Source organism: Streptomyces malaysiense, assembly GCF_000980885.2.
GTDB classification, from domain to species: domain Bacteria; phylum Actinomycetota; class Actinomycetes; order Streptomycetales; family Streptomycetaceae; genus Streptomyces; species Streptomyces malaysiense.
Window position 1 is genome coordinate 36,003 of sequence record NZ_LBDA02000007.1, and the last position, 15,300, is coordinate 51,302.

General features: G+C 72.1%; 16 protein-coding genes. 7 read left to right on the plus strand and 9 right to left on the minus strand.

Translation table 11 applies throughout. From position 1 onward, the window contains the following. The first annotated feature begins 123 nt into the window (after positions 1–123). The 4 genes from yczE (at position 124) to VT52_RS03840 (ending at position 3,572) form a co-directional block, all read left to right on the plus strand. Positions 124–747: a membrane protein YczE gene (gene yczE / locus VT52_RS03825; RefSeq protein ID WP_420856256.1), complete on the plus strand. Its 624-nt coding sequence runs from the start codon at positions 124–126 to the stop codon at positions 745–747. Continuing rightward, entirely contained in the window at positions 744–1,511 is a 768-nt protein-coding gene (locus tag VT52_RS03830; protein WP_046421927.1) for a glycerophosphodiester phosphodiesterase family protein, read from the plus strand. Before yczE ends, VT52_RS03830 begins: the two co-directional genes overlap by 4 nt. A 55-nt stretch (positions 1,512–1,566) precedes the next feature. Beyond that, on the plus strand, positions 1,567–2,931 hold the full coding sequence (locus VT52_RS03835; RefSeq protein WP_046421926.1) for an MFS transporter: 1,365 nt from the start codon (positions 1,567–1,569) through the stop codon (positions 2,929–2,931). Between the two features lie 266 nt (positions 2,932–3,197). Further along, on the plus strand, positions 3,198–3,572 hold the full coding sequence (locus tag VT52_RS03840) for an RNA polymerase-binding protein RbpA (protein WP_003977404.1): 375 nt from the start codon (positions 3,198–3,200) through the stop codon (positions 3,570–3,572). A gap of 115 nt (positions 3,573–3,687) precedes the next feature. On the opposite strand, the gene fxsA is transcribed toward VT52_RS03840, so the two are convergent. The 4 genes from fxsA to VT52_RS03860 all read right to left on the minus strand — a co-directional run bounded on the left by fxsA (position 3,688) and on the right by VT52_RS03860 (position 7,819). Beyond that, the gene (gene fxsA / locus VT52_RS03845) at positions 3,688–4,248 is read right to left on the minus strand and encodes an FxsA family membrane protein (protein ID WP_046421924.1); all 561 of its coding nucleotides are present in this window, start codon (positions 4,246–4,248) and stop codon (positions 3,688–3,690) included. 42 nt (positions 4,249–4,290) lie between these two features. Beyond that, positions 4,291–5,088 (minus strand): polyprenol monophosphomannose synthase, encoded by a 798-nt coding sequence (locus VT52_RS03850; protein WP_046421923.1) that lies wholly within the window; start codon positions 5,086–5,088, stop codon positions 4,291–4,293. 608 nt (positions 5,089–5,696) lie between these two features. Then, positions 5,697–7,286 (minus strand): amidohydrolase, encoded by a 1,590-nt coding sequence (locus VT52_RS03855; protein ID WP_046421922.1) that lies wholly within the window; start codon positions 7,284–7,286, stop codon positions 5,697–5,699. Between the two features lie 92 nt (positions 7,287–7,378). Then, positions 7,379–7,819: an Lrp/AsnC family transcriptional regulator gene (locus VT52_RS03860; RefSeq protein WP_031174425.1), complete on the minus strand. Its 441-nt coding sequence runs from the start codon at positions 7,817–7,819 to the stop codon at positions 7,379–7,381. Positions 7,820–8,034: 215 nt separating this feature from the next. Between VT52_RS03860 and VT52_RS03865 the strand changes: the two genes are divergently transcribed. Continuing rightward, complete coding sequence (locus VT52_RS03865) at positions 8,035–8,469, plus strand: uroporphyrinogen-III synthase (RefSeq protein ID WP_046421921.1); 435 nt, start codon at positions 8,035–8,037, stop codon at positions 8,467–8,469. A 100-nt stretch (positions 8,470–8,569) separates the two neighbouring features. Beyond that, complete coding sequence (locus VT52_RS03870; RefSeq protein ID WP_071387355.1) at positions 8,570–8,827, plus strand: hypothetical protein; 258 nt, start codon at positions 8,570–8,572, stop codon at positions 8,825–8,827. Here VT52_RS03870 and VT52_RS03875 read toward each other — a convergent pair. Beyond that, complete coding sequence (locus VT52_RS03875; RefSeq protein WP_046421920.1) at positions 8,790–9,962, minus strand: acyl-CoA dehydrogenase family protein; 1,173 nt, start codon at positions 9,960–9,962, stop codon at positions 8,790–8,792. The genes VT52_RS03870 and VT52_RS03875 overlap by 38 nt on opposite strands. A gap of 612 nt (positions 9,963–10,574) precedes the next feature. Here VT52_RS03875 and VT52_RS37775 point away from each other — a divergent pair. Beyond that, positions 10,575–10,736, plus strand: a complete 162-nt coding sequence (locus VT52_RS37775; protein WP_167377651.1) for a hypothetical protein — start codon at positions 10,575–10,577, stop codon at positions 10,734–10,736. A 9-nt stretch (positions 10,737–10,745) separates the two neighbouring features. On the opposite strand, the gene VT52_RS36710 is transcribed toward VT52_RS37775, so the two are convergent. From VT52_RS36710 to VT52_RS03890, 4 genes are all read right to left on the minus strand, one after another. Further along, positions 10,746–10,886 (minus strand): SCO1431 family membrane protein, encoded by a 141-nt coding sequence (locus tag VT52_RS36710; protein WP_107481233.1) that lies wholly within the window; start codon positions 10,884–10,886, stop codon positions 10,746–10,748. Between the two features lie 102 nt (positions 10,887–10,988). Beyond that, positions 10,989–12,374 carry a peptidase C39 family protein gene (locus VT52_RS03880; RefSeq protein ID WP_107481234.1) on the minus strand — a complete coding sequence of 462 codons (1,386 nt, stop codon included), beginning with the start codon at positions 12,372–12,374 and terminating at the stop codon, positions 10,989–10,991. A gap of 256 nt (positions 12,375–12,630) precedes the next feature. After that, the gene (locus VT52_RS03885) at positions 12,631–14,172 is read right to left on the minus strand and encodes an amino acid permease (RefSeq protein WP_046421919.1); all 1,542 of its coding nucleotides are present in this window, start codon (positions 14,170–14,172) and stop codon (positions 12,631–12,633) included. A gap of 78 nt (positions 14,173–14,250) precedes the next feature. Beyond that, entirely contained in the window at positions 14,251–15,207 is a 957-nt protein-coding gene (locus VT52_RS03890; RefSeq protein WP_206306432.1) for a hypothetical protein, read from the minus strand. Positions 15,208–15,300 lie beyond the last annotated feature (93 nt).

Here is a 15,300-nt window from a genome sequence, read left to right on the forward strand (position 1 = left end):
TCCACCTTCCCCAGATTGGCCATGGATGGAGTTTCCTTCCAAGCCACAGAGTGACACGCGTCAGGCCACTACCACTACCCAGGGGGGTATGCCGTGTCCGCTCCCGGACATACAGGACGCCGATTGGTCCAGCTCTACGCCGGACTGACGCTCTACGGCGTGAGCTCCGCGCTGCTCGTCGCCTCGGGGCTGGGCCTGGAGCCCTGGGGGGTGCTGCACCAGGGGCTCGCGCGGCGGACCGGGCTGAGCATCGGCGAGGTGTCGATCGCCGTGGGCGCGGCGGTGCTGCTGCTCTGGATCCCGCTGCGCCTGCGCCCCGGCCTCGGCACCGTGTCCAATGTCTTCCTCATCGGCCTGGCCCTCGACGGCACGCTCGCGCTGCTGCCCCCGGCGCACTCGCCGCTCGTCCGCGTCCCGCTGATGCTCGCCGGCGTCCTGCTCAACGGCGCGGCCACCGGCCTGTACATCGCGGCGCGCTTCGGACCGGGCCCGCGCGACGGGCTGATGACGGGCCTGCACCAGCGCACCGGGCGCTCGATCAGGCTGATGCGCACGGTGATCGAGGTGACGGTCGTGGCCACCGGGTTCGCGCTGGGCGGCACCATCGGCGTGGGCACCGTGCTGTACGCGCTGTCCATCGGCCCGCTGGCCCAGTTCTTCCTGCGGGTGTTCGCGCTGCCCCCGGCATCGAGCGGCAGCACGATCGTTGCCGAAAGGACACCCCGCGGAGCGATACTGCGTCGGTGACCACCGCGATACGCCACCCCTACCTCGACCACCCGGGCCCCATCGCCTTCGCCCATCGCGGCGGAGCCGCCGACGGGGTGGAGAACACCACGGCGCAGTTCCGCCGCGCCGTGGAGCTGGGCTACCGCTACATCGAGACCGATGTGCACGCCACGGCCGACGGCCGGCTCGTGGCCTTCCACGACACGACCCTGGACCGGGTCACCGACGGTGCGGGCCGCATCGCCGACCTGCCCTGGGCCGAGGTCCGGCGGGCTCGGGTGGGCGGCCGTGAACCGGTGCCGCTGTTCGAGGAGTTGCTGGAGACCTTCCCCGAGGTCCGCTGGAACATCGACGTCAAGGCGGAGCCCGCGCTGCGGCCGCTGCTGGACCTGCTGGAGCGCACCGGCGCCTGGGACCGGGTCTGTTTGGGCTCGTTCTCCGAGGCGCGGGTGCTGCGCGCCCAGCGGCTGGCGGGCCCCCGCCTGGCCACCTCCCTGGGCACCGGCGGGGTGCTGAGCCTGCGGCTCCGCTCCTGGGGACTGCCGGCCGCGCCGCGCCGCTCCGCGGTGGCCGCGCAGGTGCCGCAGACCCAGTCGGGCGTCCCGGTGGTCGACGCCCGCTTCGTCCGCGCCGCCCACGCGCGCGGGCTGCACGTCCACGTCTGGACGATCAACGAACCGGCACGTATGCACCGGCTGCTGGACCTCGGCGTGGATGGCATCATGACCGATCACATCGACACATTGCGCGAGGTCATGGAGGAGCGCGGGGTCTGGGTCTGAACCGACCCGGCACCGCCCGCCCTTGCCTTCGCAGGGGAGCGGAAGCGAGGGCACGATGGGGATCGACACCGTGCGCGCGGGGGTGGCGGACGAGACCGCCGACCTCCGGCGCCAGCAAAGAGGCTGGTATTTCTACGACTGGGCGTGCTCCGTCTATTCGGCGAGCGTCCTGACCGTGTTCATCGGCCCCTATCTCACCTCGGTCGCCGAGCGCGCGGCGGACTCCGGCGGCTATGTGCACCCGCTGGGCATACCGGTACGGGCGGGGTCGTACTTCGCCTACTCGGTGTCCCTGTCGGTGATCCTGGCCGTCGTGGCGATGCCGCTGGCGGGCAGCGCGGCCGACCGCACGGGCCGCAAGAAGCCGCTGCTCGCGGCGGCGGCGTACACCGGCGCGGCGGCGACCACGGGCATGTTCTTCCTGGACGGAGACCGGTATCTGCTGGGCGGGGTGCTGCTCGTCGTGGCCAACGCCTCGGCGGCCGTCGGCGCGATGCTCTACAACTCCTACCTGCCGCAGATCGCCCCGCCCGAGGAACGCGACGCGGTCTCCTCCCGCGGCTGGGCCTTCGGCTACGGCTCGGGTTCCATGGTCCTCGTCGCCAACCTGGTCCTGTACTCGGCGCACGACTCCTTCGGCCTGAGCCAGGGCCAGGCCGTGCGCATCTGCCTGGCCTCGGCGGGCCTGTGGTGGGGTGCCTTCACCCTCGTACCGCTGCGGCTGCTGCGCGACCGGCGGGCGCGGGCGGCGGGCGGGGCCCCGGCGGACGGGGTCCCCTCGACGGGGCTGCGGCAGCTGGCGGCGACGGCGCGGGACATGCGCCGGCATCCGCTGACGCTGTCCTTCCTGCTGGCGTACCTGATCTACAACGACGGCATCCAGACCGTCATCTCCCAGGCCTCGGTCTACGGCTCCCAGGAGCTGGGGCTCGGGCAGTCCACGCTGATCGTGGCCGTGCTGCTGGTGCAGGTGCTGGCCGTGGCGGGCGCCCTGGCGATGGGCCGCCTGGCGCGGACGTACGGCGCCCAGCGCACCATCCTCGGCTCGCTGGTGGCCTGGACGATCACGCTCGCCGCCGGGTACTTCCTGCCCGCGAAGGCGCCGGTGTTCTTCTTCCTGCTGGCCGCCGGCATCGGCATGGTGCTCGGCGGCAGCCAGGCGCTGTCCCGCTCGCTCTTCTCCCACCTGGTGCCGCCGGGCAAGGAGGCCGAGTACTTCTCGGCGTACGAGCTCAGCGACCGCGGGATGAGCTGGCTCGGCCCGATGCTGTTCGGCGTGACGTACCAGCTGACCGGTAGCTACCGCTCCGCGATCATCTCCCTGGTGGCCTTCTTCGTCATCGGGTTCGCGCTGCTCGCCCGGGTCCCGGTGCGGCGTGCGATCGCCGCGGCGGGGAACCCGGTACCCGACAAGGTCTAGTGCCGATTTAGCACTCGGCGCGAAAGGGCGGTAGTGTACGCGTTTGGCCTGCCAGGCGTACCGTTACTGCGCGTCAAAGATGCCGAAACGCTGGGTGACATCTGCTAGTAGATGTGACAAACCGGGCGCCTGTGGGTAGAACAAGGGGCGGCTACGACGGCGACGCATGACCCGGAACGGGAATCTTTACCGCCGACCGGACGTTGACCGGATGACGACGACAGCGACACCTGTCCTGTGGGCGACAAGCCCGGGAGGCACGATTCATGAGTGAGCGAGCTCTTCGCGGTACGCGCCTCGTGGTGACCAGCTACGAGACGGACCGCGGCATCGACCTGGCCCCGCGCCAGGCCGTGGAGTACGCATGTGAGAAGGGGCACCGGTTCGAGATGCCCTTCTCGGTCGAGGCGGAGATCCCGCCGGAGTGGGAGTGCAAGGTCTGCGGGGCCCAGGCACTCCTGGTGGACGGTGACGGCCCGGAGGAGAAGAAGGCCAAGCCCGCGCGCACCCATTGGGACATGCTGATGGAGCGGCGCACCCGCGAGGAGCTCGAAGAGGTCCTCGAGGAGCGCCTGGCGGTGCTGCGTTCGGGGGCGATGAACATCGCCGTGCATCCCCGGGACAGCCGCAAGTCGGCATAGCGGGCAAGCCGCGAGCGCACAAACACGAGACCGTGGGCGCCGTACGTCCTTCAAGGACGTACGGCGCCCGCGGTCTGCTGTGTTCCGTGGAGGCCGGGGCGGGCCCGCGGGGTCGTCAGCGGGTCAGCGGCGGCCGCCGCTCGTCCGGTCCGGGACGCTCGGCGCGCTCCTCACGGACGACCTCGCCCTGCACGACCTTGCCGTCGGGGCGGTGCATACGGGCCTGCTGGAAGGCGTCGCCCAGGCTGCCCGGGGCGGCGGCGCGCAGCCGCTTCCCGACCGTGTTCTCCGCGATCCGGCTCACGGCCTTCTGGACCGGCGGCAGCAGCAGGAGCAGGCCCAGGAGGTCGGAGATCATGCCCGGGATGATCAGCAGCAGGCCGCCGAGCATCGTCAGTCCGTTGCCCTCGCCGCGCTTGGGGGAGCCGCCCCGCTGGAGCGCCTCGTTGAGGTTCTCGAAGGCCCGCCGGCCCGCCCGCTTGATCACCACGGAGCCGGCCACCGCACCGGCCACGAGCAGCAGGAACACGGTCATGCCGCCCGCCGCGCCCGCGACCAGGGTGAGCAGCCAGATCTCCAGCACCAGCCACACGGCGAGGCCCAGCGGCAGATACCTGCGCAGCCGGGAGCGCCGGGGCCGGGCGGTGTACGGGGAGGTCGGAGCGCCAGTCGTCATACCCCCAGTGTGCCTGGCTCCGGCTCAGCGCCGGATAAGGGGCTACGGGGTGTGCCTGTCCTTGCCGGTGAGCTTGGCGACGCGGTCCCCCGCGCCCCAGGCGGTGACCCGCCACAGCGCCTCGACCAGGATGTCCTTGCTCATCTTGGAGTCGCCCAGCTCGCGCTCCACGAAGGTGATCGGGACCTCGATCACGTGATAGCCGGCCTTGACCGCACGGCGGGCGAGGTCGACCTGGAAGCAGTAGCCCTGCGAGGCGACCTCCTCCAGGCCGAGCCCCTTGAGGGTCTCGGCGCGGAAGGCGCGGTAACCGCCGGTGATGTCGCGCAGCGGCAGATCGAGGGCGAGCCGGGAGTAGAGGCTGCCGCCGCGGGAGATGAACTCGCGGGACTTGGGCCAGTTGACCACCCGGCCGCCGGGCACCCAGCGGGAGCCGAGCACCAGGTCGGCGTTCTTGAGGGCGGTGAGCAGCCGGGGCAGTTCCTCGGGCTGGTGGGAGCCGTCGGCGTCCATCTCGATCAGCACGCCGTAGTCGTGCTCCAGACCCCAGCGGAAGCCCGCGAGGTAGGCGGCGCCGAGGCCCTCCTTGCCCTTGCGGTGCATCACCTGGACGTGCTCGTCCTCGGCGGCCAGCTCGTCGGCGAGCTTGCCGGTTCCGTCGGGGCTGTTGTCGTCCGCGATCAGCACGTGCGCCTCGGGGACGGCCTTGCGCACCCGGCCGACGATGGTCTTGATGTTCTCCGCCTCGTTGTAGGTCGGGATGATCACCAAGGCCGTGCCGAGCGGACCGAACTGCCTCCCCTGGGCCTTGGCCGCGAGGGTCCCGTCGCCGTCGTTCACTGCTGCCCCTTCTGGTCGTACGCAGGCGTCCACCATAGTGGCCGCCGCCTGGGTGGACGTGACAGCTCGTACGTATGGTGGTGTCGATTGCACAAGAGTGGGGTAAGAACGTGCTTTTCGGGATGTTCCCGGCCTGTTTGCGACACGTTCCCTTCCTCTTACGACTGTTCGGATGATTCCGAACCCGGATGGGTTGCCTCCCCCGGGCTGCGGATGGGGGCCCGGCGCCCTTCGGGCCGACCTGGGACCCGCTGGCTGCGGATCGACCGAGAGCCGTTGTCTACTGAGGCCGGGCCCCACCCGGGGTCACACCTGGCCGACCGGCTGGAACGCTTCCCCGCCGGCGCGGGCGCTGAGCCTGGCTGCCAGTGGCGGTGCCCCGGTGCGGGGCTCCGTCCCTGACCCAGCGGCGCGGCGGGGAGGTGCGCGAACGCTTCCCGGTCGGGCGTCCGGTGGTGGACTCGGACGAACCTACCGGCCCTCCGCGCCCGACTGTCAACAGGCCCCTGACCTGCGTATCCTTCGCGCCACCTGGCAGCGATGCGGAGGATGTGCAGGTCGCGCGAGGCGGCCGGGGCGCAGGGCGGCCGCCGCGCCACCCCCGGAGATCACTCGCCCGGCCGTACGAAGACCGTCCGGCCGGCCACCACCGTGCGCAGGCAGCGCGGCAGCTCGCCGCCCGGGGTGAGGTCGGGCAGCCCGGGGGTACCCGAGCGCGGGTCGGTCGACCAGCGGGCCACCCGGTCGTCGGGGGCCTGCACCACCAGCTCGCCGGTGCGCCAGACGGCGAAGTCGGCGGGCGCACCGGGCACCAGGACGCCCGCGTCGTCCCGGCCGATCGCCCGCCAGCCGCCCCGGGTGTGCGCGGTGAAGGCGGCGCGCACGGAGACCCGGTGCTCGGGGGTGTGGTGGAAGGCGGCGGCGCGGACCGTGCCCCAGGGGTCCAGTGGGGTGACGGGGCTGTCGGAGCCGAAAGCCAGCGGGACGCCGGAGCGCAGCAGGGCGGCGTAGGGGTTGAGGGTGCGGGCCCGGCCGGCGCCGAGCCGGCGGGCGTACATGCCGTCCTCGCCGCCCCACAGCGCGTCGAAGGCGGGCTGCACGGAGGCGATCAGGCCCAGCTCGGCGAAGCCGGCCACGGTCTGCGGGCTGAGCATCTCGGCGTGCTCGACGCGGTGCCGGGCGGCCCGGATCCGGGCCAGGCCGACCTTCTCCGCGGCGGCGCGCACCCCGTCGACCACGAAGGACACGGCGGCGTCGCCGATCGCGTGGAAGCCCGCCTGGAGGCCCGCCTCGGTGCAGGCGATCACATGGGCGGCGACGGCGTCGGTGTCCAGGTAGGCGGTGCCCGTGTGGTCCGCGTCGGCGTACGGCTCGTGCAGGCACGCGGTGTGCGAGCCGAGGGCGCCGTCGGCGAAGAGGTCGCCCGCGGCGCCGATCGCGCCCAGCTCGCGGGCCTTGTCGACGTCCCGTTCGGCCCAGTAGCCGAGGACCCGGGGTCCGGGCAGTCCGGCGGCGAGTTCCAGCAGGCCGGTGAAGTCGTCCTCGGAGGAGATCTGCGGCCCGCCGCACTCGTGCACCGAGCCGATCCCGAGGGAGGCGGCGTGCGCCAGCGCGGCACGCTGGGCCTCCTCGCGCTGGGCGGGGGTGACGGCGGCGAAGGCGGCGCCGCGTACGGCGTGATGGGCGTCCCGGGTGAGGGGCGCGTCGGTGCGGGGCAGGTCGCCGCCCACCATGTCCAGCAGAGCGGTGGTGACGACGGCCGAGTGCACGTCGATACGGGAGAGGTACAGCGGGCGCCCGCCGGTGGCCTCGTCCAGTTCCGCGCGCGTCGGCGGCCGGCCGCCGGGCCAGCGGGCGGCGTCCCAGCCGTGGCCCAGCAGCACGCGGTCCCCGGGCCGGGCGGCGGCGAACTCCCGGACCAGGGCCAGCGCGGCCGCCAGGGAGGGTGCGGCGCTCAGATCGAGACCGGTCAGCGCGAGGCCGGTGGCCGTGGTGTGCACATGGGCATCCGTGAAGGCCGGGGTCACCAGCGCGCCGTCGAGGTCGATCACCTCCCCCACCCCGTCGGCGAACGCGTCCGCTGCGCCCTCCGAGCCGACCCAGGCGATATGGCCGGCCTCCACGACCATCGCGGTGGCGAAGGGATCGGCGGGACTGTGTACGTCGCCGTTGCGGAGAAGGAGGGTGCGGTCGCTCATAGGCGACAGTTTCTCCCGGACGGCGGGCGGTCCCGCACCTGGGGCGGCGGGCACCGCCGCCGGGAGGGGCGCCCGCCGCGGGCGGGGCGCCGTCAGACGCGCGGCGGACGGGCCTCGTACGGTGTCGAGAGGACCACCGTCGTACGGGTGGACACCCCGGCCAGGCTGCGGAGCCTGGCCAGCAGCTCCTCCAGTTCGTGCGGGGTCGCCACGCGGACCTTGAGGATGTAGTTCTCGTCGCCGGCGACGCTGTGGCAGGCCTCGATCTCGGGAACGCCGGCGAGGCGGTCGGCGATGTCGTCGGGGGCGCTGGGGTCGAACGGTTTCACCGAGATGAACGCGGTGAGGGGCAGCCCGACGGCCTCCGGGTCGACCACCGCGGCGTAGCCGCGGATGACACCGCGCTGTTCGAGCCGGCGCACCCGCTGGTGCACGGCCGACGTGGACAGGCCCGTGGCCTTGCCCAGGTCTGTGTAGCTCATCCGCCCGTCCTTGACGAGCAGCTGCACGATCTGACGGTCCAGCTCCTCCATGGCGCCAAAACCTACAGGGCGTTCGATCTCCTCGGACAGCCGACGGCCTTCCATGGACGGCAGTATGGTCATCCGCCCACGACATGTGACGAACGCCACACCGTTCGAACAGGCTCCGTGATGTTCTCGTGATTACCGCCGAGAGCGGACGGGAAGTGCTTGCTGTGGTCGTGGCCGCCGAGCCTTTCACGGCCCAGCCTTAGGGGGAGAATCCCATGCAGAGTGTCAAGCGCCCTGGTCGATCCGCGTCCAAGCGGCAGCAGCCGGTGGTCGAGCCCGAGCCGGAGGGCGTCGGACCCGACGCCTTCGAGGACGAGCTGGACGCCTACGACACCTTGGAGATGTACCGGGTGATCTGCCCGGACTGCGCGCAGCCGATCGCGCTGCTGGCGGACGAGGAGATCCTGCCGGAGCACGCGCTGTGCGCCTCGCCGTGGAACCCGTTCGGGCTCACCGTGTGCGCGGGTACGGGCCGTACGGCCGCCGAGGCCCGCCCCGCGGACGAGTCGGTCACTCCGCAGGAGCAGGACACCGCCCTGCTGCTGACGCTCCCCCAGGGCCTCGACTGGCGGACGCAGCCCTTCTCGCACGTCGGCGGTCCGGGCTCGCGCCCGATGCGGGTGCCGGAGATGCGCCGCCGGGCCGCCTGAGACCCGCGCGCCGGACCGGGTCCGGCGCCGGACGGCCCTGGACTGACGCCCGATTCGGGCGTGCGGTGACCTGCCCGCCGGATGCCGCGTTCTCACGGGTATGACACCCCTGTACCCGGCCACCGGGCGCGGGCTCCGCGTCTTCGTGCCGCGCCCCGCGGTGCCGGACCGGTCCGCCGCTCCGCAGGACCCGCCCATCTACCGCGAACTGCTGCGCGCCTGGGCGGCTCACGGCCGTACCCTGCCGGGCCGCCAGGACCCCGAGTGGGTGCGGCTGGCGGCGCCGACGGTGCGTACGGGTCAGTTCAGCACGGACTGGTTCAGCGGGCTTCGGGTCCCACCACGTGACGGGCGATGACCATCCGCTGGATCTGGTTGGTGCCCTCGACGATCTGGAGCACCTTGGCCTCGCGCATGTAGCGCTCGGCCGGGAAGTCGGCGGTGTAGCCGTAGCCGCCGAGGATCTGCACGGCGTCCGTGGTGACCTTCATGGCGGTGTCGGTGCAGTGCAGCTTGGCCATGGCGGCCTGCTTGGCGAACGGCTCGCCGGCGTCGCGCAGCCGGGCCGCGGCGAGGTAGAGGGCACGGCCCGCCTCGATCTGGGTGGCCATGTCGGCGATCATGAAGCGCAGGCCCTGGAAGTCGGCGATGGGGTGGCCGAACTGCTGCCGTCCGGCGGCGTAGGCGACGGCCTCGTCCAGTGCGGCCTGGGCCACTCCGATGGCGCAGGCGGCGATGCCGAGGCGGCCGGAGTCGAGGGCCGACAGGGCGATGCCGAAGCCCTGGCCCTCCTCGCCGATGCGGCGGTCGTCTCCGACGCGGACGCCGTCGAGGTGGACCTGGGCGGTGGGCGAGCCCTTCATGCCCATCTTCTTCTCGGGGGCGGCCGCGCCGAGGCCCGGGGCGTCACCGGGCACCAGGAAGGCGGTGATGCCGCGCGGGCCGTCCTCGCCGGTGCGGGCCATCACGGTGCAGAAGTCGGCGATGCCGCCGTGGGTGATCCATGCCTTGGTACCGGTGATCACCCAGTCGTCGCCGTCCTTCACGGCCCTGGTGCGCAGGGACGCGGCGTCGGAACCGGAGGCGGGTTCGGACAGGCAGTAGGCGCCGAGGAGTCCGCCGCCGAGCATCGCCGGGAGGTGCTCGACCTGCTGCTGCTTGGTGCCGTAGGTGGCGAGCGCGTAGCAGGCGAGGGTGTGCACGCTGACGCCGAGACCGACGGTGAGACGGGCCGCGGCGAGCTCTTCCAGCACCTGGAGGTAGACCTCGTAGGGCTGGTCACCGCCGCCGTGCTCCGCCTCGTACGGCAGGCCGAGCAGGCCCGACTCCGAGAGCAGGGTGAAGACCTCGCGTGGGAAGCGGCCCGCGTCCTCCTCCTCGGCGGCCTTCGGGGCGATCTCACGCCGGGCTATCTCCCGGACGAGGGCGAGCAGGTCCCTCGCCTCGTCCGTCGGCAGATGACGCTCCACGGGCTGCGGGTCGCGGTCGGACATGGCGTCGGTCTCCTCCCTGGTGGGGAACCGGCGGCACGGCCCACGGGTCAGGGCGGCTCCGCCTGATCGTTCCGTTACGGCCACGGTGCGCACTCCGGATCACGGAAGCCCGCTGACCAGCGGCTGCGCTGAGTATGCCCGAACATCGGACTCCCGTCACCAGTTAACGACCGCTCACTCGAACATTCCAGCCGGGCGCCGGACGGGGGTGCCGCGGCGCGCCCTCCGGGGCGGATGGGGACACCGGCGGGGCCGGTGGCGCGGAGGGCCGGGAACGAACCCGGGGCCCGGGGCGGCCGGGGGCACCACGGGACCCCGGCGGCCGAGCCGGGGTGTGAGGAGTCCGGCGGGAGCCGGGGCGCGGGAGCACCCGGCCCGGACCCCGGACGGCCGTACCCGGGAGCCGGCGGAGCCCGCGACGCCCGGACAGCCGAACGCCCGGCCCGGCCGCGGCCGGGCGCGGGAGGAAGGAGGCGGGTCCGCGATCATGGGACAGCCCGGCGGCCGGAAACAGCTCCCCGGACATTGACCTACTGGTCTAGTCCTCCTACGGTGCTGGACCGGCGCGTCAGGCGCGTGCGGGTGTTTCTCCCACGGATGCGAGGAGGCACGATGCGGCATTCCCAGGGGTTCCGGGTGCGGACGCTGGTCTCGGCTGTGTGTGCGGCCGTGATCGGTGCGGCGCTGCTCGTCGGGGCGGGGGCCGTCAGCGGGGGCCGGGACGGGGCCCTCCAGCACGGCAACGCACCGGGGTTGATCAAGTCCCTGGAGTAGGCGCCGGGTTCAGAGCAGGCCCAGCCGGGTGACCAGCATCGCGGTGACCACGACCAGCACCCAGCCCAGCACGTGTTCGAGGATCTCGGGCCTGTCGTCGCGGGGACCGCCGGTGCGGACGCGGGTGGCGGTGGCGGAGTGTGCGGTCATGCTGGTACTCACAGAGGTCGGACGTGCAGAGCGGTCTCCCCCACCCGTCCGTCCACCTTGCCACCCGCGACGGCGTACGCGGCGATGAGCTTGCTCACACGGTCAGCTCACACCCACCGCGGCCAGGGCCTTGCGCTGGTGGGCGCTCGGACGGGCCGGGAAGTAGAGGTAACAGACCCCGCCGGTACCGGAGGACACCCCGCCGGTGGCGTTGTACCGCTTCGTCCTCAGCCAGATGTTCTCGAACTCCCGGCGCCGGTACACCCGCCGTACCGCGTCGTCCCCCGGCGAGGCCGGATCGTTGGCGATCACGTCGCCGTCCGCGGTGAAGCCGATCACCGTCATGAGGTGTCCGGACGTGCCGTAACCCGCCCCGGTCAGCTCCGTCTTCAGGAACGACTGGGACGTTATGGCCGGGATGCCGGCCGCGACCAGCGTCTCCAGGTCGGTGAGCGAGGCGAGCCGGGTGACGACGCCCTGGAGCTCCTCGAAGGTCGCCGCGTAGGCCGCGTTGAACGGCCAGTTGCCGCAGCCCTCGTACTGGTAGTCGTACGTGAAGCGCGCGGCCGCGTCGACCTGCGGGTCGGCGTAGGACGGGTCGACCCAGGACAGCTGGTCGGCCGTGAGCCGGCCGCCCCAGTACTCCACGATCATCTGCGAGGAGGTCGGGCTGCACCACGCCTCGCCGCCGTTGTCGTACTGCGGGTACTGGCCCTTGTGGATCTCCTGCGAGTAGCGCGGCACCACCAGTTCCTGCGCGAGGCCGGGCGTGGAGGCCGGGACGGTGAAGCGGTCGGGGATGTCGGAGCCCATCGCGCCGAGCCGCCACACCGTCGGCGTGAGCAGCGTGCCCGGCCTGCGGTAGAGGGTCAGGCGCAGCCGGTAGGACACGAGGCGCAGCCCGGTGCTCGCGTCGTCGATGGCGAAGGTGTCGGTCCAGATGCTGCTCCTGCCGTCGCTCTGGCCGTCCACCGAGGTCCGCTTGATGTCCTGGTCGCCGGCCGCCCAGCGGCCCATCACGTACCAGGGCGTGTCGCCACCGTCCGAGTACGTCCCGCTGAGCTCCACCTGGAGCCAGGTGCCGTCGGGGGTGTGCGCGTTCCAGGAGGAGACGACCTCGGTGGCGGGGACCGTGAGCCGGTACCGCGGGGAGGTCCAGGTGGCGTACTCCCAGGCCGCGGTGGTGCCGGTGTGCGGGTCGGTGTAGTCGACGGTGCCCGCGGGGGCGCCCATGACCACGCCGGGGCGGGGGCCGGAGACCGCGCGGGCGCCCTGGGCGGTGCCCGTACGCCACTCGCTGTAGGTGGTCCAGGCGTGGTAGTCGATGGGACGGGCCCCGGTCGGACCGTGCTCCCCGGCGACGAGCGCCCGCGCGGTGGCGGTCCCCCGCTGGGCGGCGGCCGCGGCGGGCGTGGCGGCGCCGGCCATCGCGGCGGCCACCGCGACGGTCAGTACGGTCCTGCGGGACGGCTGTTGGGCTCTGCTCATGGGCGCGATTACCCCCAGGTGTCCGGAGTCATGGCTGGATCATGTGCACGTCGTGCGCCAACTATGGAGCAGCCGCGGGGCCCCGGCCAGCACTTGGGCGGATGCCGCGCCAATGAATATTGGTCTCGTCCGGTGGCGGTACGGGCGCGGGAGGGACGAGGGCCCCGGCCCCGGTACCGCGGAAGCGGTGCCGGGGCCGGGGCCTGGACGCGTGCGGGCCGGAACGGACCGGTGGACCGGACCGGACCGGACCAGGTCAGACGAGGTCCATGGCGGCGATCTCGTCGGGACGGCCGTAGCTGATCGGGCCCTGGAAACGGCGGCGGGCGGTGGCGAACCACCAGACCGTGGCCACGAGCAGGACGACGGCGAGCGCGATCGGGGCGTAGTTGAAGGAGTCCACGGTGATCGGGGACGCCTGCGGCAGCATGAACAGGACGCTGCTGAGCGCGATCCAGATCACGGCGAGCCAGCCGACCGGCTTGCTCCAGCGGCCCAGGTTCCACGGGCCGGGCTCGAAGGCGTCACCGAGCCGCAGCCGCAGGAAGATCGGGACGGCGTAGGCGAGGAACAGACCGACCACGTTGACGCTGACGATCGCGGTGAAGGCGGTGTGCGACCACCAGCCGGGCACGATGAGGGCGAGCGAGCAGGCCACCGCGAGCCAGACCGCCTTGACGGGAGTACGGGTGCGCGGCGAGACCGAGTGCCACAGCCGGGAGCCGGGCATCGCGCCGTCGCGGGAGAAGGCGAAGATCTGCCGGGTGTTGCTGGTGAGGTTGGCGAGGCCGCAGAAGAGCATCGCGCCGATGACGATGAGGAGCATGACCTTGGCGGTGGTCAGGCCGAGGCCGTCGATCAGGATCTGGACGGGCGGCGCGCCGCCCGCGGCCTCCTCGGCGTAGTCCCTAATGCTGTAGACCAGTGCCAGCATCAGGATGAGACCGGTGATCGCCGAATAGCCGATCGCGCGGGTGATCCCCTTGGGCGCGTTGACCGTGGCCCGCACCGTTTCCTCGGACATGTGGAAGCTGCCGTCGAAGCCGGTGAACGTCCAGCTGGTGACCAGCAGACCGAGCATGCCACCGTAAAGTCCGCTCGTGAAGCCGGTGTTGTTCTCGAAATGCGTGACGAACGACGCGGACTGGTGGTGATCCGGTATCACTATGAGTGCGCCCACGATCACGACGAGTCCGATCAGCAGCCACCACACCGAAATACGGTTGAGGACGGCGACGAGCTGGACCGTGTAGGTGTTGGCGAGCCCCTGGAGCACGATGATCAAGGCTGTGATCAGCACCGTCTGGTGGACGGTCGGCTGGTAGGAGGGCCACTGGAGCTGCACGAAGGCCTGGATGAAGGTGGCCGCCGCGTAGCCGGTGGCGGCGGTGCCGCCGATCTGTCCGACGAAGTTCAACCAGCCCGTGTACCAGGACCAAGCGCCCTTGTGCCGCTTGGCGAGTTTACCGGCGGAGAAATAGAGGGCACCGCTCGTCGGATAGGCGGAGGCGACCTCGCCCATGGCCGCGCCGATGAGCAGCACCATGATCGAGACACCGATCCAGCCGAACACGAGAATGCGGGGGCCACCCGCGTTCATACCGAATCCGAAGGACGAGAAGATACCCGAAAGAATATTGATGATGGTGAAGGAGATCGCGAAATTGTCGAACGCCTTGAACCGGCGGGTGAGTTTCCGCGGATAACCCATCGCGTGCAGGGTCGCGTCGTCGTCGAGCACGACCGCGTCTTCTCCGGCGCGGGCTCTGGCCCGGGGAGCGGACATCCGTTCTGACACAGATCGGCCTTTCTCTCGTGCCTCTCGAGCGCTCGGGGCGGCTCTCGATGAGGGGGGACGGGTGACGAGCAAAGGGGGTCAGGCGGGCCCGGGTACGGGCAGTCCGCAGGCGCGGCGCGCCCGGGAGAGCTGCTCGGCGGGGTCACCGAAGGCGCTCCAGGGCATGCGTGAGGCGTACGGGCCCATCGCCGTGAAGACCGCGCGGGCCTCGAACTCGCGCTGGCCCATGACCAGCGCGTGCGCGAGGTAGGCCAGGTCGAGCACCGGTGTGAAGCGGTAACCGGGCACCGCCGGAAGCCAGTTGTGGTAGATCGCGATCGCGGTGGCGCGCCACTGGGGCTGCTCCCAGACACGGTCGGCGAGCAGCTGGGTCGGGTTGTAGCCCTCCACCAGGGCGACCAGGGGCAGCAGGCGCAGCGCGGAGTCGGCGGGCGCACGCTGGCTGAGGAAGGCGGCCACGTCCCAGGCGGCGTTGACCGAGCCGCCGTGCCGGGCGAAGAAGGCGGAGAGGAAGCGGTGGTGGGCCTCGCGGTGCCACGGGTCCAGGGTGAGGATGTGCGCGAACAGGCGCCAGGGGCCGGGCGGTGCGGTGAGCAGGCCCTGCGGGGCGGGGTCGCGCAGCCGGTGCAGCCGGGCCATGGCGAGCTTGGCGACCCAGGGGGTGGGGTCCCGCGGGGCCAGGGCGGCGGCCCGCTCACAGGCCGCGAGCGCTATGCGTTCCAGGGCCTCGGCACGGTCGTCGTGGCCGTCGGCGGCGCGCAGGGCGCGCTGGACGGCGACCCGGGCCCACATGAGGGCTGCCTCGGGCGAGGGCTCCTCGTCCAGCCAGCGTTCGACCAGGTCGGTGCCGGCCGCCTCGGAGGCGAGGACCAGGGAGCGGTGGGCACGCAGGGCGAAGTCCTGACGCGTCTCGGCCAGCGCCTCGTACGCGTGCCGATATCGGCCCGCGCGGACATCGACGCAAACGCCGGCCAGGACTCGGTCGTCGGCCGCCGGATGCCACACATACTGCCCTTCGAATAACTCCGCGGCCATGTCCCCTGCCTTGTCCCCGTACCGTGTCCCGTGTCCCCGGCCGCCGCTTCTCGCGGTAGCGCAGGAGGCACCTTACTCAGCACGGCGGACCCC

Coding starts and splice junctions, on each gene's coding strand:
- VT52_RS03835 (WP_046421926.1), top strand. CDS start 1,567: ATGGGGATCGACACCGTGCGCGCGGGGGTGGCGGACGAGACCGCCGAC.
- VT52_RS03840 (WP_003977404.1), top strand. CDS start 3,198: ATGAGTGAGCGAGCTCTTCGCGGTACGCGCCTCGTGGTGACCAGCTAC.
- fxsA (WP_046421924.1), bottom strand. CDS start 4,248: ATGACGACTGGCGCTCCGACCTCCCCGTACACCGCCCGGCCCCGGCGC.
- VT52_RS03855 (WP_046421922.1), bottom strand. CDS start 7,286: ATGAGCGACCGCACCCTCCTTCTCCGCAACGGCGACGTACACAGTCCC.
- VT52_RS03860 (WP_031174425.1), bottom strand. CDS start 7,819: ATGGAGGAGCTGGACCGTCAGATCGTGCAGCTGCTCGTCAAGGACGGG.
- VT52_RS03865 (WP_046421921.1), top strand. CDS start 8,035: ATGCAGAGTGTCAAGCGCCCTGGTCGATCCGCGTCCAAGCGGCAGCAG.
- VT52_RS03870 (WP_071387355.1), top strand. CDS start 8,570: ATGACACCCCTGTACCCGGCCACCGGGCGCGGGCTCCGCGTCTTCGTG.
- VT52_RS03875 (WP_046421920.1), bottom strand. CDS start 9,962: ATGTCCGACCGCGACCCGCAGCCCGTGGAGCGTCATCTGCCGACGGAC.
- VT52_RS37775 (WP_167377651.1), top strand. CDS start 10,575: ATGCGGCATTCCCAGGGGTTCCGGGTGCGGACGCTGGTCTCGGCTGTG.
- VT52_RS36710 (WP_107481233.1), bottom strand. CDS start 10,886: ATGACCGCACACTCCGCCACCGCCACCCGCGTCCGCACCGGCGGTCCC.
- VT52_RS03880 (WP_107481234.1), bottom strand. CDS start 12,374: ATGAGCAGAGCCCAACAGCCGTCCCGCAGGACCGTACTGACCGTCGCG.
- VT52_RS03890 (WP_206306432.1), bottom strand. CDS start 15,207: ATGGCCGCGGAGTTATTCGAAGGGCAGTATGTGTGGCATCCGGCGGCC.